This is a genomic window from Jeotgalibacillus marinus, from assembly GCF_040801915.1.
GTDB lineage: Bacteria > Bacillota > Bacilli > Bacillales > Jeotgalibacillaceae > Jeotgalibacillus > Jeotgalibacillus marinus.
Genome location: NZ_JBFMIA010000008.1, coordinates 97,265 through 120,249, shown reverse-complemented (window position 1 = coordinate 120,249; position 22,985 = coordinate 97,265). Strand labels below are relative to the sequence as shown.

Here is a 22,985-nt window from a genome sequence, read left to right as displayed (position 1 = left end):
ATGGAAGAAGGAGTAAAACTGGAGGTTATCAGTATGAAGCGTTTTATCCTACATTTCCTTTTTTTACTTAGTATGATTATAGTAAATGCGCTTGCAAATATCATTCCACTCAACGGCCAAACAACAGGTGAGATCTCAAACAAATTAGACGTACTATTTACACCTGCTGGCTATGTTTTTTCAATCTGGAGTCTTATCTATTTTCTTCTTTTCATTTGGGTGCTTCGAGGAGGATTAAAATCACAGCGAAAGCGCTCGGTCTATAAACAAACCTCTACACTTTTTGTCGTTAGCAGCATCTTAAATTGTTCGTGGATAGTCGTTTGGCATTACGAGCAATTTATTGCTTCAGTTGCCGTAATGATTGGACTGCTCTTTTCATTAATTTTGATTTATGTCACGATTCAGCGAAATAAACCTCGCTTTCTTGATCGCTTGCCTTTTTCAGTATATTTAGGATGGATTAGCATCGCGACGATTGCGAACATTTCTTACACGTTGAACTACCATGGATGGAGCGGTTTTGGTTTGTCAGATGTTAGTTGGACGATCATTTTACTCCTTATTGCAACAGCACTTGCCCTTCACATACGATTTCATGAGAGAGATTGGATTTATCCACTTGTATTCATTTGGGCTTTTATCGGTATTGCCGCTAAAAATGAAGGTGGAGAATCCATTGTTGTCTCTACTGCCTATGTTTTATCTGCAATAATTGCCATTGGCATTATTACATTGAGGAAAAAGAAAAAGCAGAAGAGGTTTAGTTCTCGCAAACGTAGATCTAAGTAACCAAAAAAGAACCTAATATATAGGATCTCTTTGATAATCGTAACTTTTTAAACATTTCTATGAAAACTAATTATTTCGATTGGTGTCTTAAGATGATGTTCCTTCTCTTCTTCCAATACTTTTTCTTCGTCTAATTAGCATGAGAACAAGGTATCACAACAAAAAGTTCACAATCGTTTTTACGTTATTGTTTTCGTTAAGCAAGCTTTCTGATAGGATAAAAGAAGAATTCACATACTTACTGGGAGAAGGAGTCATTTCGTGGACACTTTATTTATAATGTTTATGGTTACATTACTGATCGCCCCTATTCTTATGATTATTTCGATTATTTACGGCAAAAAACATAAGATGAAGTGGCTTTGGATTTCCAATACACTTTTTCTTTCTTTCTCAATTGGAGTTGTTGTGTACTACCTGCTTCGATTGGACGAAATTGATGCGATAAATGCTCCAGGAGGCACTCCAGTATTCGTTTTACTGCTAATGTCCTCCTATATTTCAATACCTACCGCTTTTTCATTCTTCACTTTAGCTGCTGCGATTTTTACGCAGCAACGTAAAAAGGCAAAAGAAGAATTTAAATGATTATGCAAAGATGAGACCTCGGTCTTATCTTTTTTTAATAGAGAAAAAAGTAGCGTATGAGTAAAAAGAAAAATGAACCCTAGAATGAGTTCAAGGGTTCATTTTTTCTTTTATGCATACTTCTTCGCAGATTGCCTTTTATACATATGGATTGATGCAGTCAGCATAAGAATGAGAAAGTATAAGCCAAAAATACCGATCGATAACCACTTACTCCCCTCAAAAACACTTCCAGCAAATGTGAATGTTACAGCCGCAGGAATTTTACCGATGCATGTTGCGACAAAGAAAGTAGACCATTTCACCTTGCTCAGTGCTGAAACAATTGTGACAACTTGGGAAGGTACAATTGGAATCAGGCGAGCATACAAAATGGCTACAAAAGCATTTCGCTCAAAAAAGGACTCATAGTCTTTCATTTTTGGATATTTTGTTAGTGTCTTTCGAGCCAACTCTTGGAAACCATAACGAAATAAGATAAACATGATCATCGTACCAACCATAACTCCCACTAAAGAAATGGAAACCCCTATAAATACACCGAAAATGGATCCTATCGTTGCTGCCAATACAGGATAGGGAATAATCGGAAAAAACACCAATATAGCTACAAAAACGATACAAATGATTATTGCCACAGCTCCACCTTGATGGATCCATGTCATCATTTTATCTTTTTGTATAAATCCAACGAAGATAATTAAAATTGTCAAACCAATCGTCAGAATTTGTTTCATTGTATCCCCTCGTCTTGAATCGTAATTCATCGGTGTAGATTCTCATTGTATAGAACAATACCTTTTTTTGAAAGACCATTCGATTTATAATTTTTTGATTGTACATTCTCTCTATACGTGCTTGTTGTACACTCACACGAAGATTACAATTACGAGACACAACCAAGCTATTCTTGAAAAAGCTCCTGGCTGCTTGTTTATCTCTCGATTCACTTAGGTATGAATCAATCGCATTCACTTCTGAAAGGGAATCGATTGGAGCCTTCTTTTGTTACTTTAAGCTTTTTTAATCCAGAATTTTAATCTATCATTTTCTTCTGTTGAAGCGATTAGTTCATGACCAAAAGAAGTCGTCCATGCAACAAGGTCACTTTTTGCCCCTTTATCAGTCGCATGAATTTCTAATACTTGACCTGTTTCAAGATCTGCTATTGCTTTCTTTGTTTTCACAATCGGCATTGGACAAGCTAATCCTGTTGTATCTAACACTTTTGTTACTTCCATTTTTAAAAACCTCCTGTTGAATATTATCGAATGGCATGGCATATTGGTTAGGACCGATTTTCTATGTCACGCTGTTCTTAACTCATTTACGCTCATTTTCTTGATCCCTTTGACAGGATAAAGCTTAGATAAATAAGTTTACATTTCCTTTCTCTGCATCTCCTAGATAAGCCGCAACGCCAGCATAATCTAACCCGTGAACGAACTCTTCATCTTGTATGCCTAAAAGATCCATCGACATCGTACAAGCTACAAGCTTTACATCTTGTTCTTTTGCCATATCAATTAGTTCAGGTAGTGTCAATGCGTTGTGTTTCTTGATCACATGCTTGATCATTTTAGGTCCCATACCAGCGAAATTCATCTTAGAAATACCTAATTTATCTGCACCTCGTGGCATCATTTTACCAATCATTTTTTCAAGAAAACCTTTTTTCACTGGTACTAATTCATTTTTTCGGAGAGCATTTAATCCCCAAAATGTGTGAAAAATGGTGACTTCATGATCGTAGGCTGCTGCCCCGTTAGCAATAATGTATGCCGCCATGGCCTTATCATAGTCCCCGCTAAATAGTACAATTGTTGTTTGCTTCTTTTTCTCACTCATATGTGTCCCTCCCATTACTTCTCTTTTGGGGTTACTCCATTTTCCTCTTTTTAGTGGTTATTAAAACAACTTGATAATCTATTAATCTATTCGCTACCATGTAATACAAAACGTGCTTTAAGTAGCTAAAAAAAGCCAATCTATTGATACAATATAGTAGTTAGGTACATTTACTTTTATTTCATCTCTATGAATACGTCGTCCTTGTTCATAACTAATTAAAGTATATTCGCCTACTCCTATGTCTCGTAAGACTTCCTTACGACTTTTAACACCGCGTAGATAAATTAGCTTTTCATGTGCATATTGCATAATGCCCTCCCTCAAAATACAAAATGTGTCTCTCGATGATAGTATGGTATATCATATCTTATTTTGTGTCAACAGATTTCAAGTTCATGGTGACATATAATGAGTTCTTCTTCTGGAAAAAGACTACGATTACTAAGAAATGAGAAAAGGCTAACACAAATAGAGTTAGGTAAATTCTCCTAAAAAAATATATTTGTCCATATTCTGTTGTGGAAAAAAAGTCACCACGAAGATGCTTATTCTAATAAATTACAAATACATACTAGTCTCGCATTCATCACCTTTGAAAATTGTTGCCATCGAGTTCTTCGCAAACATCATTTTCGTTAGAATTACTATCTGAAGAAACACCTCATTACTTCTTAACGTCTACTGACGGATAAACATCCCCACTACAATAGATAGGCGCTGCTAATTCGATAACTCCAAAAAGGTATATAACCTCCCATACTAATATTTTTGTATACGGTGTGGAAAGCAGGGAAAAATAATGAAAGGGTGTTAAGAAATACGTCGGAGGAATGTTATGAGAAGCATACAAGAAGAAGGGATTTCTCTATGGCAATTATTTGTTTTAATCTTTGTTTTTGGAACCGGTACCACTTTTTTAGTTGGTGTGGGAAAAGGGTTAACTCATGGGGTGTGGTTAGTGCCCTTAATTGCTCCGATATTCGCAATTGGTCTACATTTCTTATATCACTTCATTATTAATTCGGCTGGACAAAACAAAAACTTTTTTCAAATCATTCAAATTTGTTTAGGTAAAAAGCTCGGAAATCTCATTATTTTTTTTTATACCCTTTATTTTCTTTTTATGAGTGTATATATTTTAAAGAATTTTGTTTATCTTATGGGAATTACGATGCTTGAAAAAACACCTAGTCCCATAATTTCTATTACATTTATTCTCGCTGTTGCTTACATATTATATCTCGGTTTAGACGTATTGGCACGCTTAACTGAACTGTATTTCCCTCTATTTTTTTTAGGTGTATGTATCGTTGCAATCGGTTTATTTTTTTCGAAAGAGTTGTACATACAAAACCTCTTACCTGTACTGCCCGATGGTATAGGACCAATTTTTCACAACCTTTTCAAGAAATCAGTATTGTTTCCATACGGTGAGATGATTGCATTTACAGTTATCTTTCCAAAAGTAATACAAAAAAATTTCACGAGGAGGGTTTCTATTGTTACCATTATCGCCATTGGTCTCTTTTTAACTTTTGGTGTGCTACTTGAGATCCTCACGTTAGGTCCTGAATTACGTAATCGTTCTCAATATCCTTTTGTATCAACCGTGCGCGAAGTGGAGGTTCTTGAATTTATTGGAAGGGTTGATATATTATATGTTTTTCATGTTATGTTTGGCGCTTTTGTGAAGATTTGTGTTTATCTTTATGCTGTATTGATTGGGCTAGAAACCATCACTAATCGTCGTTATCGAACATTTGTCTATCCATTTGCACTACTTGCTGCTTTTTTGTCAATTATAGAATCTCCGGGTCAGCAAACTAATTTAGCTGTAGCTTTGGAATTTGTATTTATGCTCCACATACCATATGCATTTATCTTTCCTGTCCTACTAGCTGTAATCCTTTGGTGGAAGAGGAAAAAATCGATGAATGCACCTCTGAAATATTAACACTTCTCCATGGTGATTTTGAAGAAATCTGATACAGTGCGCATATAATATGATCGTATGGAAAAAATAAAGTCATTCAACTTTGGAGTGGGTAATATGGTTACAGTTAGCTTCATTCTGGTTTTGATGATATTTACGTTTGTTTATCCAATGATATTGTCCTACGTAGATCCTAACATCACATATTTGGAATACTTCTCTCAAATTCTTCATTTACAAATAGCAGTAAATTCAAAAATTTTTGGCATTATTTTTTTATGTTTAGGCTTGCTTACATCCATTTATTCGGATGTACGGAGGAAAAAGAATGAGGAAAATTAATTTCCTCTAGAACTAACGATTAAGAATTTTTTCTTCAGAAAAAATATTCTTTGTTTTAAGCTTTCCTACGACCAAAAAATCCTAAACTATATGGAGAGATTCATCATGAAATGGACAAAGATGTTATTTACAAGAGAGAAAAATTCAGAAACAAAAAGTTTGTCGACCGAATTGGATGATATCACAGAAAATGTTAAATCAATATTTAAGGATATAGAATCAAATAAGAAAGTACTCAAAAGTCTTTTCGGGGAAACAATAGACTTTGTTATTGATGACGTTCAACTGGGGAAACGAAAAGGTATGATCTGTTATTTTAATACAACAATAAACATAAATCTTTTAACCGATGTTGTTTATAAGCCTATTCAACACAGCAACGAAATTAATCTTAATGATGGAATTGAGAAATTAGAAGAGGTTGTTTTTTCAGGTTTACCTGTAGCCGTTACTGATACATATCGTGATATTATAAAGAATCTTTTGTCTGGTCACATAGTAATATTTATTGAATCTTTTACAAAAGTTTTAAGTATCCAAGTAGCAGACGTAGAAGAACGATCAATAACAGAACCTACATCTCAAACGGTTATTCGTGGACCTAAAGATGGTTTCGTTGAATCAATCCATACAAATCTAAGCCTAATTAGAAGAAGAGTTAAAAGTCAATATCTGCGCTTTGAAAGTATGACAGTTGGTGACGATACATTAACATCTGTAGCTATTTGTTATTTGGAAAATATAACAAATGAGGACATCTTGAATGATGTTCGGAAACGATTGAATGGTATGAAAGTAAAAGGTGTTTTTGATTCCGGCGTTGTCGAAGAATTAATTACTGATCATCCATATTCGCCATTTCCCCTTATGTTTAGTTCAGAACGTCCCGATACAGTGGCGAGCCATTTGATAGAAGGGAAAGTTGCGATTGTCGTGGATGGTTCCCCCTTCGTATTATCAGCACCTACTGTTTTTGTTGATTTTTATCATACGACTGAAGATTATACGAATAAATATTTTTTCGCATCATTTATTCGTATAATCAGCTATGTCGCATTTTTCATGTCGTTGACATTATCTGCCCTTTACATTGCATTCACAACTTTTCACTATGAATTAATCCCAACGCTTCTATTAGTAAGTTTTCAGGTCCAAAGTGATGGAGTTCCTTTTCCAGCTGTAATTGAAATCCTAATGATGGAGCTAACTTATGAAATTCTTCGTGAAGCAGGGACACGGATGCCTCGGGCTATTGGTCCAACAATCTCTATCGTGGGAACGTTAGTGATTGGACAAGCGGCGGTTGAAGCGGGTGTAGTTTCAAGCTTTGTTCTTATTATCGTTGCATTGTCTGCTATTAGCAGCTTTATATCAACAGATTATACTTTTTCAGCTTCTTTAAAACTACTTCGCTTTTTCTTGATTATCATGGCCGGTTTTTTAGGTCTATATGGAATTTTATGGGGATGGTTTATCATTTCTATACATATGGTTAGCCTGAAATCTTTCGGGGTCCCGTATGCATCCCCTATTGCACCTTTTATATTACAAGACCATAAAGATGCTGTTTTAAGACTTCCTAATTTTAAGACTGTAACTCGTCCTAGCTATATGAAAACAAAAAAAACGAACGGGAATAAATCTCAAGACGGTTCTTCTTCAATGAAAGAGGGCGATAATTGGTCATGAATATAATTAAACAACTATTTGTTTTTGTTACTGCTATTGTTTTTTTAACAGGTTGTTGGGATGCGAAGGAATTAAATGACATCGCAATAATAGCAGGTATAGCGCTCGATGAAGCGGAAAATGGAGAAATTATGTTATCCATACAGTCCATGAATCAAAAAGAGTTCGCGGAGGGAGAAAGCCCTAGTAATGCACCGGGAGTGATGTATTCCCTTCAAGGAAATTCGATTTCAAATTTGATGGCAAAGATAAACAACATCGAAGGAAGACAACCTATTTTTTCTCACACAAGGATAATGATTATTAGTGAGAGCATAGCTAAAAGAGGAATAAAGGAATATTTGGATGTATTTGAAAGGAATCCAGAATTTCGCAATAATTTAATTATTTTAATAGCAAAAGATTCACGTGCAAAAGACATTTTAACAGTTACTTCTCCTACACATGGCCTAGCTACTTTAAAATTATCTAAACAAATGGACATGTTTCATAAAAATTGGTCTGGAATTACAAATGTTGAACTCATACATTTTATAGATAATTTAATAAGCAAAGGTCGTCAGCCTCTTATGGGGGCCATTACGTTGAAAAATAAATCAAACATTGACGATTCAACTACAAATTTGCAGAATATTGATCTGAATCAAAATGTCGAATTAGTGGGAGCATCTATTTTTAAAGATGACAAGTATGTTGGGGATCTAAATTTAGAGAACACTCGTAATTATTCGTGGACTCAAACAACTTTTAACGGTACTAATTTAGAAGTTCCTTGTGAGGAGAACAAATTAAAGGAGGAAGATTATACCTCTATAAAAGTGCTACGCGGAAAAAGGAATATAAACACCAAAATAGTGAATGATAAACCTATTATAAATATTACAATATCTGGATCAGGAATCATACAAGAATCCCAATGCTCTGCGAATCTTAGTAGCCAAGATGTCCAGGATGAAATCACAAGAAAATCAGAGACACTAGTAAAAAATAGTGTCGAAAACACCATAAATTTCATTCAGAAAGAATATGGTTTGGATATTTTTGGATTCGGGGAAGTAGTAGAACGGCAAAACTATAAGGAATTTAAAAAATTGGCAGATAATTGGGATGAGCATTTTAAGAATGCTGAGATAAACGTTGATGTCAAAATGTATATACACAGTGAAGGCAAGCAAGTAGAAAGCTTTATAACGAATCTAGACGAGGAAGATGAATAAAAAATCATTAAGTCGATTATGAAAACTGGGTAATACTATACTCCATCATAAGAAAAAACACCTCTCAAAAGTCGTTATTCAATCATTAACGAGGCGGGGGTGTTTTTAATTTTAATTTGGTACTTGTAAGTTTTGGTCAATCATGAGTGTACCCATATATTTATCGTTAGGAATCGAATTATTTTTTATACTAATTTTTACAAATATTATTGTATAGGTTGGGGGTAGCAGGGAAAAATAATGAAAGGATTGTTAAGAAATACGTCGGAGGAATGTTATGAAAAGCATACAAGAAGAAGGTATTTCTCTATGGCAATTATTTGTTTTAATCTTTGTTTTTGGAACCGGTACCACTTTTTTAGTAGGTGTAGGAAAAGGTTTAAATCATGGGGAGTGGCTAGTGCCCTTAATTACTCCGATATTCGCAATTGGTCTAATTTTCCTACATCACTTCATTATTAATTCAGCAGGACAAAACAAAACCTTTTTTCAAATCATTCAAATTTGTTTAGGAAAAAAGCTCGGAAATCTAGTTATTTTTTTTTATACCATTTATTTTCTTTATATGTGTGTATATATTTTAATGAATTTTGTTTTTCTTATGGAAATTACAATGCTTGAAAAAACACCACTAGCCATAATTTCTATTACATTTATTCTTGCTGTTGCTTACACATTGTATCTTGGTTTAGACGTATTGGCACGCTTAACTGAACTATATTTCCCTATATTTTTTTTAAGTGTACTTGGCGTTGCAATCGGTTTAATTTTTTCGAAAGAGATGGACATACAAAACCTCTTTCCTATACTCCCAGATGGTATAGGGCCAATTTTTCACGATATTTTCAAGAGATCATTATTGTTTCCATACGGTGAAATGATTGCATTTACAATTATCTTCCCAAAAGTAATACAAAAAAATTTTATGAGGAGGGTTTCTATTGTTACCATTATCGCCATTGGTCTCTTCTTATCCTTTGGTGTGCTACTTGAGATCCTCACACTAGGTTCTGAATTACGTAACCGTTCACAATATCCTTTTGTATCAACCGTCCGTGAAGTGGAGGTTCTTGAATTTATTGCGAGGATTGATATTTTATATATTTTTCATCTTATGTTTGGATCTTTTGTGAAAATTTGCTTATTTTTTTATGCTGCATTGATTGGGCTTGAAACTATCACTAATCGTCGTTACCGAACATTTGTCTACCCATTTGCACTACTTACTGCTTTTTTTTCTATTATAGAAGCTCCAAGTCAGCAAAGTCATTTAGCTATAGGTATGAAATTTGTATGGATCCTCCAAATACCGTACACTTTCATCTTTCCTGTCATACTTGCTGTAATCCTTTGGTGGAAAAGGAAAAAATCGATGAATGCACCTCTGAAATATTAACACTTCTGCTTATGGGTGATTTTGAAGGGTTCTGATAGAGTGTGGAAAAAAAGTTTGAGCTTTGGAGTGGGTAACCCAAGTGCTAAAAGCACTGATTGACTCTGCGTATCAGCATTTAACGTTATTGGGATGAGTTTGTTCAAAAAGGTTGTACCATAATCAGCAAAACACTTCCCATTAAAAGCGCTATCATAATAAAAAATCCCTGTATAGTATTTAAAACCAATTTGATAATTTAGAGTATTTTAGGTAAACTGATTTATGTGGGCGTGCCATCTAAATAGTACACTTCGTGCTTTAAATATCTAAAAATATTGATCGACTATAGAAGTTAGGTACTTTTATTTTTATTCCGGGAATTCGTCTTCCTTGTGTAAAGCTACTGATTAAATTGAATTCGCTGATGTTTTGTGAGACTTGCTCGCGACTATTAACACCACGTAATGAATTAGTTTTCATGTGTATATTTTATATATGGTCTTCCTAAAAAACACAACATGTATTATTAGCACCCTAATAATATAGCACATTTTATTAAAGTGTCAACAGATTTTTAATTTGAGGTGACAAATAATGAGTACTTTTGGAAAAAGACTACGATTATTAAGAAATGAGAAGAAACTAAAACAAGAAGAGTTAGGTGAAAAAGTAGGTATAACTCAAGGAGCTGTAGGTATGTACGAACGAGGTGAGCGTGAACCATCTCTTGAAATGATTGAAAAACTTCGTGCATTCTTTGGAGTTACAACAGACTATTTATTAGGGGTTTCTACAGAAAGACACCTATCAGTTTCTCAATTTAAAGAAACATCTCGTCTATATACGCTCTTGCAATCAATTACAGATGATAAAGAGCGCAGAGATTTAGAAAGACAAATTCTCGACTATGCTAAGTACCTAACAAACAATAAATTGAAAACGTGATAAGGAGCTACCGATTACGAATATGTAACGGTAGCTTTTTTCTTGATTTTTTGGAAGATTTCAAGACACTTTTTGTCTGAACTTATAACTAACTCTGCTAGAGAGAAAAATGTTTCTGCTTCTGTTTCTCTTTCCAATTTTACCTCTTTTACTTCAACAACACTTTTTTTCATGAATCATCCCTCTTCCCATCAAAAAGTTCATGAAATAAGTTATCAACATTTTAATTTATAAGCTATTTTTAAAGGTATTGTTACTGTTAATCTCAATTTAATATATTATTGCAAAAATTACAAAGGTAATTATTTCTTCTATCGCTAAATATTCCTTTTTTCTATTTTTTAAAAAGGAATACAATGCGGGAAGAACTAGGGGATTATGATAAAAATACAGATTACAGAAAAAAGGTCAAGTGGGATGGATACACTATTTCACTAACGGGCCCTTTATTTAATAGAGACTACGTAAAAAAAACGGGAAGTAAAAATTCTTCCCGTTTCACCTATTATTATTATGATTTTAAAAACTTAGGTCTTGGTTAATTATCTTCATGTCCTTATCTTATTTAGTCAAAATAATTGGCTCACCTTTCGTGATCACGATCGTATGTTCAATTTGAGCAACTAGGCTACCATCTGGAGTTTTGTAGGTCCAGCCGTCACCTTGCTCCTCGACAAAATCCGCGCCCAATGAGATAAATGGTTCGAAGGCTATAACCGTTCCGTTTTGCAATAACTCATTATCCCACGCATCATAGTAGTTAAGCACATGATCAGGTGCTTCGTGCAATGATTTGCCTACACCATGTCCAGTTAAATTCCTGATGACCTTATAACCATTTTCACGTGCGACACGTGAAACAGCTTTTCCTAGTTGATTCTTTTTCGACCCTGCTTTTGCTTTTTTAACTGCTTCCCAAAATGCTTTCTCAGCCGTTTCACAAAGCTTGATTAGTTGTGGGTTTTCTCCAATTAAAAATGAAATCCCTGTATCTGCAAAGTAGCCATCTAGCGAACCAGAAACATCGATATTGACCAGATCACCATCTTTAATCACTCGATCACTGGGGATTCCGTGTGCGACTTCATCATTCACACTAATGCATGTATAGCCTGGAAAATTATATTCACCTTTAGGACCTGAGATGGCACCGTACTCGGCAAATTTTTTCCCAGCAATCTCATCAAGTTCTTTCGTTGTAATACCTGGTTTCGTTGCAGCTCTCATTTCGTCACGAATTTCAGCAACAATCGCGCCAATTTTTTTTAGCGCTTCAAGCTCTTGATCTGTTTTTACAATCATACTTCTCTCTCCTTGCACCTATTATCTGTTCACTATATCATATTTCAACGGTCCCTCAATGTCACTCTTCACGAATACTATGAGTAGATTTTTAGTAGAATTAATTTCAAGTAATAGCAGACTTTATAGGAGTTTCTATTTGTTTATGTTTAAATTATTGTTTGGTCATTTCATTATTACATGACTTTATAAACCTTTCAATGCACTCAAATAATTGTAACGTAGGATGGTGAAAATGTACTAGTAGAAACCAACTTGATCATCAAAAATTATTATGGTTTTAAACACCGCTATTACTAAATCGTTACATCTACTAAAAAACTAGCACTAAGATGAGTCATCTCGGTGCTAGTCGTTTACCTTTTGTAATACTTTTCGCGGTGGTTTTTTCGATTGTTTCGTCTAGGGCTTCGTAGTCGTGGTATTGAATCACATTCAACTTTCCTCCATTCACCATATGAAATATGCCCACAATACAGCCACGCTGACAATTACCACACTCGTGATTACCCCAATTGTATACTGTTCTTTCTTCGTAAACACACCTGTCTCATAGGCATAATATGTCGTCGGTGAATGAATCGGCAATATCATGACACCTCCGATAATCATCACTACTAAAAGCGCAAGAGCTGTCACCGACAACCCCAAAATTTCTGCATAAGAGATGACAATTGGAAATATCACAATCATCGCTGTCGATGGGACGACAAACATGAACCGTAGCACAAATACAAATATCCCGATGAACACAATCTTCGTCAAATCCCCGGCACCTACTGGCAACAACTGAAGCAACTGCTCCGCAAGCACTTGTGCTGTTCCATTGGCTTCAATGATTATCCCAAGTGAAAAAGACGCTCCAAGTAATAAAAAGTTCTCCCAATCATATGTGCGGATTAGTCCGTTTGTTATCCATCCAATTTTCGGCCATGCATAATATGCCACGAGCAGCATGGGTGGCAAAATGAGCGGCACGAAGTCTTGACTCACAACCATCCAACATAGAATCATTACTACAAACGGCACCATCGTTACCCAAAACTTCTCAGGCAAGACTTCTTCAGACTCAATTTCTCTAGCATGACCTAAAATGACCTCATCGCTCGTTGTTTTTTTAAAATAAAACCAGACGATCACGCTAATTAGGATCATTGACAACCACAATGGAGGTGCTATTCGAAGAAACCAGTCCAACCAACTGAGATTTACATGTGCAAAGTCTTGCAACAACTGTGCCGCTAAAATCGTAAATCCACCACCAGTGAACACCACCATCGTCGATTTCTGGTTCATCATGCCAATCACATACATACTATATTTCCGAAAAAAACTATATGCCCCAAAACCATAATGGGTATTCATCCGCTCAATCAACGGAAGCATAATCTTGAACCGGGCCACAGCAGATGGCAAAAAGATTGGCATGACCATAATCAAAAGTGGCATTCCGAGCAAAATGCTCTTCGCACCACCTTTACTTAACCTCAAAATAATTCTAACGAATACTTGGTCTACGCCAGCTCTCACTAAAGCTTGACTCACGAGCGACAAGATCAAGATAAAATACAGCGCAGTTGATGAAAATCCGACGAATGCTTCATCTGGATTTTGGACTAACTGAAAAGCTAAAATGCAAGCTAATAAAAGAATACTTGATGCACCTATTGGCAATGGGGCTACCGTCCACAAATAAATGGCAAATGCTAACAAGCCCAATGTCCACCGTTGTTCTACTGAAAAGTCGCTTAGAAGGCCTGATTGCCACCACCACAATATACCGAACAAAAGTAGGGAGAATAGAAGCAAATGAACTCTTTTTCGAACCATCTACCTCAAATCCTTCCTAGACTTTCGATATGTATCTATTTTTTCTCCACTTTAGGATTCCCGGAACCAAAAATGACAACAATGAAATAATGATCAAGGTCAATGGTAAAGGACTGCTTACAAAAATACTCAAATCACCATTTGAAATGGTCATTGACTGTCTAAATGACTGCTCCATCATACCTCCTAGAATAAACGCCAATATGAATGGCGGTGCAGGGAACGAATAAATCCGCATCAAGAACCCAATCAAACCAAATACCAATAACATGTACAAATCAAATACGTTAAAACTTATGGAATACACACCGATTAAACTAAACATAATTACAAGTGAAATTAACATCGGTCGTGGAATACTTAAAATTTTGGCCAAATACGGAATGAGTGGTAAATTTAAAATCAATAAAAACACATTCCCAATGTACATACTTGCAATAATCCCCCAGAAAATTTCTGGTCGATCCGTCATGAGCAATGGACCCGGTTGTACATCGAGTACTAAAAATGCCCCTAGCATCACAGCTGTTGTACCAGAACCCGGGATCCCTAAACTTAGTAGAGGAACAAAGGCACCATTCGTCGCCGCATTGTTCGAGCTTTCTGGAGCAGCTACACCTTTGATCGATCCCTTTCCAAATTCCTCTGGTTTTTTCGAAATTCGTTTTTCAAAAATATAACTAATAAAGGAAGCAATCGTTGCACCGGCACCTGGTAGCACCCCAAGGATAAATCCAACAAAGGACTGCCTAGTAACTGGTCCACTCATTTCTTTTAAATCCGACTTTGACAATTTCAAACTCCCTAGCTTTTGACTATCACTGAGAGAGCGATTTCGTCGGTTCAACACCAACATACATACTTCCGCTATCGCAAATAACCCTAGCGCAATGATCAGAAAGTCGAATCCATCTAATAAATTAACGCTGTCAAAGGTAAATCGTTGGGTACCTGTTTGCGGGTCAATACCAATTGTTACGACCATAAATCCAACAACTGCAGAGATAAGTGCTTTAATTGTTGACCCTTCTGATAAACTTGAAATCGCCGATAACCCCATTAACATCAGCGCAAAGTACGCCGGTGGTCCAAACGAAATGGCGATGCTTGATAACGCTGGTGCGAGCATCATCAGCAAGATGACGCTGATCGTACCACCTATAAAGGATGAGATTGCAGCTATGGCGAGTGCCTTACCGGCCTGACCATTATTAGCCATGGGGTAGCCGTCAAATGATGTGGCAACCGTACCTGCAATTCCTGGTGCATTTAACAAAATGGAAGACGTTGATCCACCAAATACAGCTCCATAATACACACCCGCCATCATGACAAGTGCAGGGGCAGGGTCCATCCCATATGTAATGGGGATCATAATAGCTATCGCACTAATCGGCCCCAGACCTGGCATCATCCCAATCAGTGTACCAACAACAACACCAATCAACACAAACATAATGCCTTCTATACTTAAAGCGACCTGAAATCCAGTCCATAGACCTTGGAATGCATCCATCACAAGTCTCCTTTCTCTAAATAGGTAAGATTCCTTTTGGTAACACAATTCCTAATGCAAAGACAAAAATACCGTATAACGCCACTGGGAATAAAATAGACACGATCAAATTTGTTTTCCATTTGTCATACCCTAAAAACCACGAACATACGAAGATAAATAGCGCCGTCATGATGACAAAACCAATGAGTTCAAATAATAAAATATATACAAAAATCATTGCAAAGACTGTAACTAACACAAGCACTTCCTTTTTAGGAATCGCTCTCTTCTCTTTCTCCGCATCTGTTTCGATTGCTCTTGAAAAAAATAAGCATACGGACAACACAAGTAGTAACCACCCAAGCCCCTTTGGAATCACATCTGCATCAATGGCTGTATACGGATACGAAGGCAATTGATAACTTAAAAACAAGTAACTAGCCGCCAGTAAAAATAACACCAAACCAATTCGTTGATTCATTGTCTTTAACATCAAAACCCCTCCCAATCAATAGAGAAGATTAAACTAATTGGACATCCAAATAGTTTAATCTTCTAAAGAAGAATTACTCTCCTAGCCCGATCTCATCCAGCAATTCTTTAATCGATTCTTTCTCTTCATCCAAAAACACTTTATATTCCTCATTGTTCATATACATCTCATCCCAGCCATATCTTTTACGAACTTCCGCAAATTCTTCAGATTCACTCAGCTCTTGGAATTTTGCTTCGTAGTAATCGATTGCTGCTTGATCCATGTTCGGAGGTCCAAAGAATCCGCGCCAGTTTACAAATGTCGCATCAATCCCTTGCTCAATAGCGGTCGGGAAATCAGATAGGATATCTCCCTCTAATCTCTCTTCAGAAGTAACCGCTAATACTTTAACGTTTCCTGCACGCACTTGTTCAACCGTTTGCGACACACTAGTTGAATACACATCGACACTTCCATTTAATAATGCCGTCAATGCTCCACCCTCTTGTTCGGATACATAATTTACTCTTGTCACATCCACACCACCTGCTTTTGCAATTCGTATGAACTGCATGTGATCCATACTACCAGGTGAAGAGTTACCTATGACTGTGACACTTTCTGGATCTTCTTTCATCGACTCAAATAAGTCGTTTAAGTCGTTCCATTCACTATCTTCATTTACTGCAAATACAGCGTAATCCGCAATGAGATTGGAAAGTGGAGTAAAATCCTCATGACCATATTCAGATTGACCATTTAATGGAACGAACATAATCGGTGGTGAAGAAACAAACAAATTGTAAGGGCTATCATTTTTTTGGTGAACGTATGCCCAACCAATGGCACCACCCCCACCTTCTTTATTAATGACCGCCATATTCTCATCAATTATTCCTGTTTCTCCAAATGTCTTTACAACCTCACGTGCAGCAGTATCCCATCCGCCACCAGCACCCGATGGAGCAACGACTTCTATCGGCTTAGAAGGTTCAAACGCACCTCCTTCAGAAGTGTCACCATCGCCTGCGTTATCACTATTACAAGCCATCAGTACGAATGCAGATAAAATCATAACAAAGAACAACAATCTCTTTTTCATGTAAAACATCCCCCATCTATTAAATTCATAACTAGAATTATATAGTTGTATCTTCTTAATGTAACCGTTTACAATTTAAGTTTCTTAAAATTCATTGATTTTATTTTGTTCATAAAAACCACAAAAAAAATAACCTATCCGAAGATAAGTTACCTCATTTCCCATAATAATGACGTTCTGGTCGTCCAACGATTCCGTAAAAGAGCTTTGCATAACAATAGTCAACTGAAACCAGATATTCCAAATAACGTCTTGCTGTTGTACGAGATGCACCCATTAGCTCTCCCATTTTTTCAGCCGACGTCCCATCAGGAGAAATGTTCAATATTTCTTTCACTTTCTCGAGTGTTAATGGGTCAATCCCTTTATGCGATATTTTTTTCTCTTTTCGTTCTCCCACAAATCCAAAATAACGATCGAGAAATGATTGGTCTATCTCACTCACTTCTTCAAAAGTTGCTCTTTCCTCTTTATATTGCTTAATCGTAGCAACAAACCGTTCGAGTCTGGCAGGTTTAATAATGATATCTTTCACACCTTTTCGAATGGCTTTCTCCATGTACAGTTTTTCAGTTGCAGCAGAAACAAGAATGATATCCGCCTTTTCATTATTTGCATGAATCTCTTCAATTAAATCCACACCCATTCCATCGGGCATATAGTTGTCGAGTAATACTAGATCTACCGCATGTTCTTTCACAAACGCAATGGTCTCTGCGCAATTGGTGACTTTTCCTACTAAATTTGTCCCTTGGACTTTCGCTAAAAACTGTTCATGTATACCTGCTACACGGAAATCATCTTCCGCGATCAACACCTGAATCATTCCACAATCCCCCTATTGTGTCACAACTTTTGGTAAATACACCGTAAAAACCGTGCCTCCTTGTCTCTCTTGATGAATTTCAATGGATCCTTGTAGCGCATCAATGGCGCTCTTCACAATGGACAATCCATACCCACGATCTTGTTTTCCTTTTGTGGAGTAGCCTTGTTCAAACAATTTATTTATATCTTCTGGTGGTATCCCTCTCCCGCTATCCGTTAGTTCGATTACAATGTCATTCCCTACGTCAGTGATAAAAAAACGCACCTCTTTTTTGGGTAACGAAGCCACCTCTTCAATCGCATTATCTAGTAAATTCCCTAAAATATTAATGATTTTTAAGATATTCATATGCTTGGGCAACTCATTGAGCGAACTATTTTCATCGATATGTAACTTTACCTTGAGTTCCGAAGCTTTTCCTAATTTACCTAATAATATCGCCTGCACTTTTTTGTCTTGGATCTGATCGAGCATATGCCTCATCTGATATTCATGATCGTTTGTCTCTTCTTGAATTAAATCGATTACTTCCTCATATTGTCCAAGCTGCAATAAACCAGAAATAGCATACAACTTATTTGTGTATTCGTGCGTTTGAGCACGCAACCCTTCTGAGTATTGTTGAATCTCTGATAACGTATTCAACATTTCCTCAACTTCCGTCTTGTCCCGAAAACTCGCTACCACACCGACAACTTTGCCATCATCTTGAATCAACGTACGATTGATTATAAGCATCTTGTTCCCAATCAACATCTCTTCATCTTTAGTCGTCACACCGATTTTAAGCATTTCTTTCATTCTTACATTTGGAATGACTTCTTCTATATGCTTATTAACACTACGTTTATCTAAATTTAAGATTTTCTCCGCCGATTGATTCATTGTCGTAATCCGACCATCACGATCAAGCGCCACGACCCCTTCAATAATCGAAGATAAAATCGCTTCTCGGTCACGGTATAAAGCTGAAATTTCACGGGGCTCTAATCCCATTGTATCTTTTTGAATATTCCTCGCAAGAAAAATACTACCGGTTAATCCTAATAATAAAATAATGAACGAAAAAACGATGACTTCAATTATATTTCGAGTAATCATTAATTGAATATCCTCTATCATATAGCCGACCGAAACGACCCCAATAACTTCGCCAGCTTCATTAAAAACTGGCGCTTTTCCGCGCATACTTGGTCCAAGAGATCCTACCGCTTCCGAAATATAATACTCCTCATCTACTAATGCTTGGGCATTATCACTACCAATCATCCGTTGTCCAATTTTACTTTCATCAGAATGTGAATAACGTACACTTTCTACATTCCCTACAACAATAAACTCAGCTTCCACTATCGAGCGTACGTGCTCTGCGATTGGTTGAATGACCAGAGAAGGGTCTTCATCATCAAACGCTTTAATTAAACTGGGCATCATCGCGACCGTCGTCGCCACTTCGAGCGCACGTGACCCTATATTTTCTTTTGTATCTTGCATCTCTTTATAGCCAAGAATAATGCTGATCGCAATCGTAATGCCTAAAATAATCGTGACGTTAAGTAAAATAATTTTTGTCTGAAGAGAGAGATTTTGAAACATGAGATTCCCCTAAATTCGACTTTTTCTGATTATTTTAGTATATCATAATTTAAAAAGTTCACACATCGAAATAGGATTATGACATTTCTCTTATTAATTAACCTAAAAATTTGATATTTACCAATTTTAATCAAATTTTTCGAAGAAAACCCCTAACCATTTGGAGAGGGGTTATTCATCGTTATTATTTTCTTCCTCTATCTTTTCAAATCCCTTATTAATCAGATTAACAACTGCTTCAAAACGATTACTAAACCAGTTTTCAAATCTATAATTATCTATCATCTCAAACAGTTCCTTTTCAATTGTCCGATGATCTATTAGAATCGCTAGAGGTTCATCAAAGTCAACGGAATGAAGGAGTAATTTTTCTCTCAAGCGAGACCGTCATATTGTCGGTCTTTTTTTCACAATTACTATAAATTAAAATTATCAATAGCGGTGTCGATATCGTCCTGAAAGATACCAATCATGTTATGAGGTGAAAATTCCACGTCGTATTTGTCAAGTATAGTACGACGTAGAAATGATTATGGCAAACTCTAGAACGTTACAATGTGGGGGAGAATCAAGGAAAACATGAATTTCCAACGTTAATCTTACTTATCTATTTTGAGATATGTATATGAGAAACTATAAACTATAAAGTTCGATAGGACCCATTATCAATAGGGTTCTCTCTATATAATACAAACCTCATAACGTTGTAAATTGTCAAAACTCTGAAGCTACTCTAACATATACACCTATCTACCTATAAGTAATAATCTACGGTAACAATCGTTATTAAAAGAAAACCCATTATTTTAGGTAATTGGACTTATCTTTTCTGATCTCTCTATTTTGTAGAACACCGTCGAAATATAGTGTGTGTTCTGGAAGTACGAATGAAATAATTGCTTATCATGTTTCCGAAATAGATCTTGTTTATAAAAAGACGATAGAAAAGTTTAAGGAAGCTACTACATCCAAATCAGTTTCACAATGAAATTGTTGGAATAAGCTCCGATCGAACCCTTCTTTGATCATTTTATAGATGAAGTCGAATATAAAGGATGCAAGAGTTTATGGGGATTAAAGGAATTAACTGACTTATATATCGAAGAATACAATCAACATCTATATCAATGGGAATTAAAAAGATGACCCCGAGTCACGAGGTCATCTCTTAGCTACCTAGTCAAATTTATTAAACTGTCCATTTTATAGGTTCAGTTCACATTTAGATTAGGTTCACACTTTCTTTTCATGTACGTCCCATAGGTGGCGGTTCGCAGCGTTTTCTAGTTCGTTCTGCTCGTAGGGAGGAAGGGGGTTTCCTGTTTTTCGTTTCCACGCCGCTTCGAGTAAAAAGTCGGTTAAGGCAGGGTTTTTCGGAAGAACAGGTCCATGCAGATATGTCCCGATCAAATTATTATAGAGAAGCCCTTCTTTTTTATCTTTTCCATTGTTTCCATGACCTGCCACGACATCACCCAAGGTTTCATAGTCATGATACGTGCGTCCTCCGTGGTTTTCAAAGCCCGCTATGCGGCCAAAGCGAGGCGATTCAAGTAAGATATTGCCAATGAGCCGCTCCCTTGGACCAGAAGAAGGGGAATGGGTGTAAAAATCCAACACGCCAAGCCCTTGGAGTTTTTTTCCATCAGGTAATTCATAATACTCTCCTAAAAGCTGATATCCTCCGCCAATGGTAAGGGCACTCACTCCGTCATCAATTGCCTGTTTAAACTCTCCTTTAATGCCTCGTAGATCATCCGTACAAAGGGCCTGTAGTCGATCAGGTCCCCCGCCGATAAGTAAGACATCTGCTTTTGTTAAATCTACCGCACTGGCGGCTTTCACATCAACGACATCGAGGGTAATGCCTCTCCATTCAGCTCGTTTCTTTAGTGCGATCACATTACCTCGATCGCCGTACAAATTTAATTGATCACTGTAAAAGTGAAAGAGGGTTAGATTCATTTTTTCTCACCTTCGTTGTTTTTTTGTAAGTACTTTCGTACAGTGGATAAAGCCGTATAAGTAGGTACGTAATATGTGGGCGTAGCTTCTCTGAAGGATTCCTCCATGGCTTGTTTCTTGTCTTCAATGACGACAATAGACGATTCGTCCACCCCTCCATATTTAAGACGCAACGCCATTTCTTGTGCACGGTTGCCACAACAAATGAGACGCGTATACTCGGTTTTCGCGATTCGTTCAAGGTCCGTATCCCAAATCCATGAAATGTCTTCGTCGTGGGTTTTTTCGTCAAAGGCAAAGACCCATTGTTTGGCTTGTTTTTCTTTAATCACTTCAGACAAGGTAGTGTCCATACCCACAGGATTTTTTACTAAATTGAGCAAGCGCGCCCCCCCGTTAATGTTAAACCGTTCCATCCGTCCATTGGAAGAACGATAATTCATAATGCCCCGAGCGATCACTTCTTCTTCGATCCCCAGTTCACGTGCCACCGCGATGGCAGCGAGTGCGTTATACACATTGTAGACGCCCTCAATGGACAGTTGATACAGCTGTTCATCTACCCGAAAGGAAAGATCTCCTTCTTCAATATGCGTGCATTCATATGAAGGGGTCGGTCGTTTAAAGCCGCACGTGCAATGAAACAACCCTAAATGTCCATAATGAAGATGGTCGTAAGTTAATTCGTTTCCACAATCAGGACAAAATTTCGACTCAGCCATGCTAAACGATTCAAAGTCATAGGCGTTCGGATGAATGCCAAAATGAACTTTAGGATTCTCAAGACTCTCCATTCGCATCACAAGGGGGTCATCTGCATTTAACACGAGTGTGGCGGGAGTGGGCTGGATTCCTTTTTTAACTTTTTCAACGAGTAAATCTATTTCTCCCACGCGACCCAACTGGTCTCGAGAAAAATTAGTAACTAAGGCATACGTTGGAGTGAGTTCCTTTAAGACGAGAGGAATGTTGCTCTCATCTATTTCCATGACAGCATATTTATAGGGTTGATTCAACTTGCCATTAATAGAGGCACTATCCACGTAACATGCAGTCACTCCTGAAAGGAGATTGTTTCCTAGGGCGTTATGAATGACCGGTTTTCCAGTTTCATGTAAAATCGCTGCGAGTAGATTACTAGTGGTAGTTTTTCCATTGGTTCCCGTGAGCACAATGGTAGTTTCGACTTGGTTGGCAAGTTTCGTTAATATGCGACGATCCACTTTCCGTGCGATTACCCCAGGGATGTTCCCTCCACCTTTTCCAAGTAACTGACTCCCTTTTTTGGCTATCTTGGCGCTTAAAATCGCCATGACTGCTCTCGTTTTTGGGAACTTCCCGATTGCTCCCTGATCATTCGCAGATTCTGCCGCTCTAATTTTTGTCGACTCTTGTTGATTATTCATACAGCAATTCTTCCTTTCATTCCTAAGGTGATTTGTACATCTAACTATAATTTTGTCGAAATATTCGCCAATGCAATTCCTAGACTTAATGGCAATGTTAGAAGAGTAATAGTTTTTATGTTATTCTCCCCCTTTTTTGTTTTTCAATTAACAATTTGGTTAGGCTAAAACTAATTATAAATTGTCATGTGTGTTTCATGTGAATTTTACGTTTTACGTGTGTTTTTTAAAAAATTTTTTATTACTTCCT

General features: G+C 36.8%; 22 protein-coding genes and 1 pseudogene. 7 read left to right on the top strand and 16 right to left on the bottom strand.

All coding sequences use genetic code 11. The features are described 5' to 3' along the window. Nucleotides 1-33: 33 nt before the first annotated feature. Complete coding sequence (locus tag AB1471_RS10590) at nucleotides 34-792, top strand: TspO/MBR family protein (protein WP_367779731.1); 759 nt, start codon at nucleotides 34-36, stop codon at nucleotides 790-792. Nucleotides 793-1,053: 261 nt separating this feature from the next. Continuing rightward, nucleotides 1,054-1,380 carry a hypothetical protein gene (locus AB1471_RS10585; RefSeq protein WP_367779730.1) on the top strand — a complete coding sequence of 109 codons (327 nt, stop codon included), beginning with the start codon at nucleotides 1,054-1,056 and terminating at the stop codon, nucleotides 1,378-1,380. A 110-nt stretch (nucleotides 1,381-1,490) separates the two neighbouring features. Here the strand turns inward: AB1471_RS10585 and AB1471_RS10580 are convergent, their stop codons facing one another. From AB1471_RS10580 to AB1471_RS10565, 5 genes and pseudogenes are all read right to left on the bottom strand, one after another. Beyond that, the gene (locus AB1471_RS10580) at nucleotides 1,491-2,117 is read right to left on the bottom strand and encodes a TVP38/TMEM64 family protein (RefSeq protein ID WP_367779729.1); all 627 of its coding nucleotides are present in this window, start codon (nucleotides 2,115-2,117) and stop codon (nucleotides 1,491-1,493) included. Between the two features lie 133 nt (nucleotides 2,118-2,250). Then, nucleotides 2,251-2,361 (bottom strand): annotated as a pseudogene (locus AB1471_RS18350) (IS6 family transposase); the annotation flags it as partial. A 32-nt stretch (nucleotides 2,362-2,393) separates the two neighbouring features. Further along, nucleotides 2,394-2,621 carry a sulfurtransferase TusA family protein gene (locus AB1471_RS10575; protein ID WP_367779728.1) on the bottom strand — a complete coding sequence of 76 codons (228 nt, stop codon included), beginning with the start codon at nucleotides 2,619-2,621 and terminating at the stop codon, nucleotides 2,394-2,396. A gap of 124 nt (nucleotides 2,622-2,745) precedes the next feature. Next, nucleotides 2,746-3,228, bottom strand: coding sequence for a DsrE/DsrF/DrsH-like family protein (locus tag AB1471_RS10570; RefSeq protein ID WP_367779727.1), 483 nt, complete (start codon nucleotides 3,226-3,228; stop codon nucleotides 2,746-2,748). 117 nt (nucleotides 3,229-3,345) lie between these two features. Continuing rightward, nucleotides 3,346-3,540 (bottom strand): XRE family transcriptional regulator, encoded by a 195-nt coding sequence (locus AB1471_RS10565; RefSeq protein WP_367779726.1) that lies wholly within the window; start codon nucleotides 3,538-3,540, stop codon nucleotides 3,346-3,348. Between the two features lie 526 nt (nucleotides 3,541-4,066). Here AB1471_RS10565 and AB1471_RS10560 point away from each other — a divergent pair. The 5 genes from AB1471_RS10560 to AB1471_RS10540 all read left to right on the top strand — a co-directional run bounded on the left by AB1471_RS10560 (nucleotide 4,067) and on the right by AB1471_RS10540 (nucleotide 10,732). Further along, nucleotides 4,067-5,185, top strand: a complete 1,119-nt coding sequence (locus tag AB1471_RS10560; RefSeq protein ID WP_367779725.1) for a GerAB/ArcD/ProY family transporter — start codon at nucleotides 4,067-4,069, stop codon at nucleotides 5,183-5,185. A gap of 426 nt (nucleotides 5,186-5,611) precedes the next feature. Beyond that, nucleotides 5,612-7,195: a spore germination protein gene (locus AB1471_RS10555; protein ID WP_367779724.1), complete on the top strand. Its 1,584-nt coding sequence runs from the start codon at nucleotides 5,612-5,614 to the stop codon at nucleotides 7,193-7,195. After that, nucleotides 7,192-8,412 carry a Ger(x)C family spore germination protein gene (locus tag AB1471_RS10550; protein ID WP_367779723.1) on the top strand — a complete coding sequence of 407 codons (1,221 nt, stop codon included), beginning with the start codon at nucleotides 7,192-7,194 and terminating at the stop codon, nucleotides 8,410-8,412. The genes AB1471_RS10555 and AB1471_RS10550 overlap by 4 nt, the downstream gene beginning before the upstream one ends. A gap of 277 nt (nucleotides 8,413-8,689) precedes the next feature. Next, the gene (locus AB1471_RS10545) at nucleotides 8,690-9,808 is read left to right on the top strand and encodes a GerAB/ArcD/ProY family transporter (protein ID WP_367779722.1); all 1,119 of its coding nucleotides are present in this window, start codon (nucleotides 8,690-8,692) and stop codon (nucleotides 9,806-9,808) included. Between the two features lie 573 nt (nucleotides 9,809-10,381). Beyond that, entirely contained in the window at nucleotides 10,382-10,732 is a 351-nt protein-coding gene (locus tag AB1471_RS10540) for a helix-turn-helix domain-containing protein (RefSeq protein WP_367779721.1), read from the top strand. 14 nt (nucleotides 10,733-10,746) lie between these two features. Here AB1471_RS10540 and AB1471_RS10535 read toward each other — a convergent pair whose 3' ends face one another. The 11 genes from AB1471_RS10535 to AB1471_RS10485 all read right to left on the bottom strand — a co-directional run bounded on the left by AB1471_RS10535 (nucleotide 10,747) and on the right by AB1471_RS10485 (nucleotide 22,735). Beyond that, entirely contained in the window at nucleotides 10,747-10,905 is a 159-nt protein-coding gene (locus tag AB1471_RS10535) for a hypothetical protein (RefSeq protein WP_367779720.1), read from the bottom strand. Nucleotides 10,906-11,293: 388 nt separating this feature from the next. Next, nucleotides 11,294-12,034 carry a type I methionyl aminopeptidase gene (gene map, locus AB1471_RS10530; RefSeq protein ID WP_367779719.1) on the bottom strand — a complete coding sequence of 247 codons (741 nt, stop codon included), beginning with the start codon at nucleotides 12,032-12,034 and terminating at the stop codon, nucleotides 11,294-11,296. Between the two features lie 450 nt (nucleotides 12,035-12,484). Next, complete coding sequence (locus AB1471_RS10525; protein ID WP_367779718.1) at nucleotides 12,485-13,864, bottom strand: SLC13 family permease; 1,380 nt, start codon at nucleotides 13,862-13,864, stop codon at nucleotides 12,485-12,487. Nucleotides 13,865-13,880: 16 nt separating this feature from the next. Then, on the bottom strand, nucleotides 13,881-15,380 hold the full coding sequence (locus AB1471_RS10520; protein WP_367779717.1) for a tripartite tricarboxylate transporter permease: 1,500 nt from the start codon (nucleotides 15,378-15,380) through the stop codon (nucleotides 13,881-13,883). 16 nt (nucleotides 15,381-15,396) lie between these two features. Next, nucleotides 15,397-15,855 carry a tripartite tricarboxylate transporter TctB family protein gene (locus AB1471_RS10515; protein ID WP_367779716.1) on the bottom strand — a complete coding sequence of 153 codons (459 nt, stop codon included), beginning with the start codon at nucleotides 15,853-15,855 and terminating at the stop codon, nucleotides 15,397-15,399. A gap of 73 nt (nucleotides 15,856-15,928) precedes the next feature. Beyond that, entirely contained in the window at nucleotides 15,929-16,939 is a 1,011-nt protein-coding gene (locus tag AB1471_RS10510; protein WP_367779715.1) for a tripartite tricarboxylate transporter substrate-binding protein, read from the bottom strand. Between the two features lie 154 nt (nucleotides 16,940-17,093). Then, nucleotides 17,094-17,765, bottom strand: a complete 672-nt coding sequence (locus AB1471_RS10505) for a response regulator (protein ID WP_367779714.1) — start codon at nucleotides 17,763-17,765, stop codon at nucleotides 17,094-17,096. Nucleotides 17,766-17,777: 12 nt separating this feature from the next. Next, entirely contained in the window at nucleotides 17,778-19,364 is a 1,587-nt protein-coding gene (locus AB1471_RS10500) for an ATP-binding protein (RefSeq protein WP_367779713.1), read from the bottom strand. A gap of 171 nt (nucleotides 19,365-19,535) precedes the next feature. Beyond that, complete coding sequence (locus AB1471_RS10495; protein ID WP_367779712.1) at nucleotides 19,536-19,742, bottom strand: hypothetical protein; 207 nt, start codon at nucleotides 19,740-19,742, stop codon at nucleotides 19,536-19,538. 855 nt (nucleotides 19,743-20,597) lie between these two features. Then, nucleotides 20,598-21,329, bottom strand: coding sequence for a type 1 glutamine amidotransferase (locus AB1471_RS10490; protein ID WP_367779711.1), 732 nt, complete (start codon nucleotides 21,327-21,329; stop codon nucleotides 20,598-20,600). After that, on the bottom strand, nucleotides 21,326-22,735 hold the full coding sequence (locus AB1471_RS10485; protein WP_367779710.1) for a MurT ligase domain-containing protein: 1,410 nt from the start codon (nucleotides 22,733-22,735) through the stop codon (nucleotides 21,326-21,328). Before AB1471_RS10485 ends, AB1471_RS10490 begins: the two co-directional genes overlap by 4 nt. Nucleotides 22,736-22,985: the final 250 nt, after the last annotated feature.

What these genes read in the sequence shown, in the direction of transcription:
- AB1471_RS10590 (WP_367779731.1), top strand. Translation starts at nt 34, where the DNA reads ATGAAGCGTTTTATCCTACATTTCCTTTTTTTACTTAGTATGATTATA.
- AB1471_RS10580 (WP_367779729.1), bottom strand. Translation starts at nt 2,117, where the DNA reads ATGAAACAAATTCTGACGATTGGTTTGACAATTTTAATTATCTTCGTT.
- AB1471_RS10575 (WP_367779728.1), bottom strand. Translation starts at nt 2,621, where the DNA reads ATGGAAGTAACAAAAGTGTTAGATACAACAGGATTAGCTTGTCCAATG.
- AB1471_RS10570 (WP_367779727.1), bottom strand. Translation starts at nt 3,228, where the DNA reads ATGAGTGAGAAAAAGAAGCAAACAACAATTGTACTATTTAGCGGGGAC.
- AB1471_RS10565 (WP_367779726.1), bottom strand. Translation starts at nt 3,540, where the DNA reads ATGCAATATGCACATGAAAAGCTAATTTATCTACGCGGTGTTAAAAGT.
- AB1471_RS10560 (WP_367779725.1), top strand. Translation starts at nt 4,067, where the DNA reads ATGAGAAGCATACAAGAAGAAGGGATTTCTCTATGGCAATTATTTGTT.
- AB1471_RS10555 (WP_367779724.1), top strand. Translation starts at nt 5,612, where the DNA reads ATGAAATGGACAAAGATGTTATTTACAAGAGAGAAAAATTCAGAAACA.
- AB1471_RS10550 (WP_367779723.1), top strand. Translation starts at nt 7,192, where the DNA reads ATGAATATAATTAAACAACTATTTGTTTTTGTTACTGCTATTGTTTTT.
- AB1471_RS10545 (WP_367779722.1), top strand. Translation starts at nt 8,690, where the DNA reads ATGAAAAGCATACAAGAAGAAGGTATTTCTCTATGGCAATTATTTGTT.
- AB1471_RS10540 (WP_367779721.1), top strand. Translation starts at nt 10,382, where the DNA reads ATGAGTACTTTTGGAAAAAGACTACGATTATTAAGAAATGAGAAGAAA.
- AB1471_RS10535 (WP_367779720.1), bottom strand. Translation starts at nt 10,905, where the DNA reads ATGAAAAAAAGTGTTGTTGAAGTAAAAGAGGTAAAATTGGAAAGAGAA.
- map (WP_367779719.1), bottom strand. Translation starts at nt 12,034, where the DNA reads ATGATTGTAAAAACAGATCAAGAGCTTGAAGCGCTAAAAAAAATTGGC.
- AB1471_RS10525 (WP_367779718.1), bottom strand. Translation starts at nt 13,864, where the DNA reads ATGGTTCGAAAAAGAGTTCATTTGCTTCTATTCTCCCTACTTTTGTTC.
- AB1471_RS10520 (WP_367779717.1), bottom strand. Translation starts at nt 15,380, where the DNA reads ATGGATGCATTCCAAGGTCTATGGACTGGATTTCAGGTCGCTTTAAGT.
- AB1471_RS10515 (WP_367779716.1), bottom strand. Translation starts at nt 15,855, where the DNA reads ATGTTAAAGACAATGAATCAACGAATTGGTTTGGTGTTATTTTTACTG.
- AB1471_RS10510 (WP_367779715.1), bottom strand. Translation starts at nt 16,939, where the DNA reads ATGAAAAAGAGATTGTTGTTCTTTGTTATGATTTTATCTGCATTCGTA.
- AB1471_RS10505 (WP_367779714.1), bottom strand. Translation starts at nt 17,765, where the DNA reads ATGATTCAGGTGTTGATCGCGGAAGATGATTTCCGTGTAGCAGGTATA.
- AB1471_RS10500 (WP_367779713.1), bottom strand. Translation starts at nt 19,364, where the DNA reads ATGTTTCAAAATCTCTCTCTTCAGACAAAAATTATTTTACTTAACGTC.
- AB1471_RS10490 (WP_367779711.1), bottom strand. Translation starts at nt 21,329, where the DNA reads ATGAATCTAACCCTCTTTCACTTTTACAGTGATCAATTAAATTTGTAC.
- AB1471_RS10485 (WP_367779710.1), bottom strand. Translation starts at nt 22,735, where the DNA reads ATGAATAATCAACAAGAGTCGACAAAAATTAGAGCGGCAGAATCTGCG.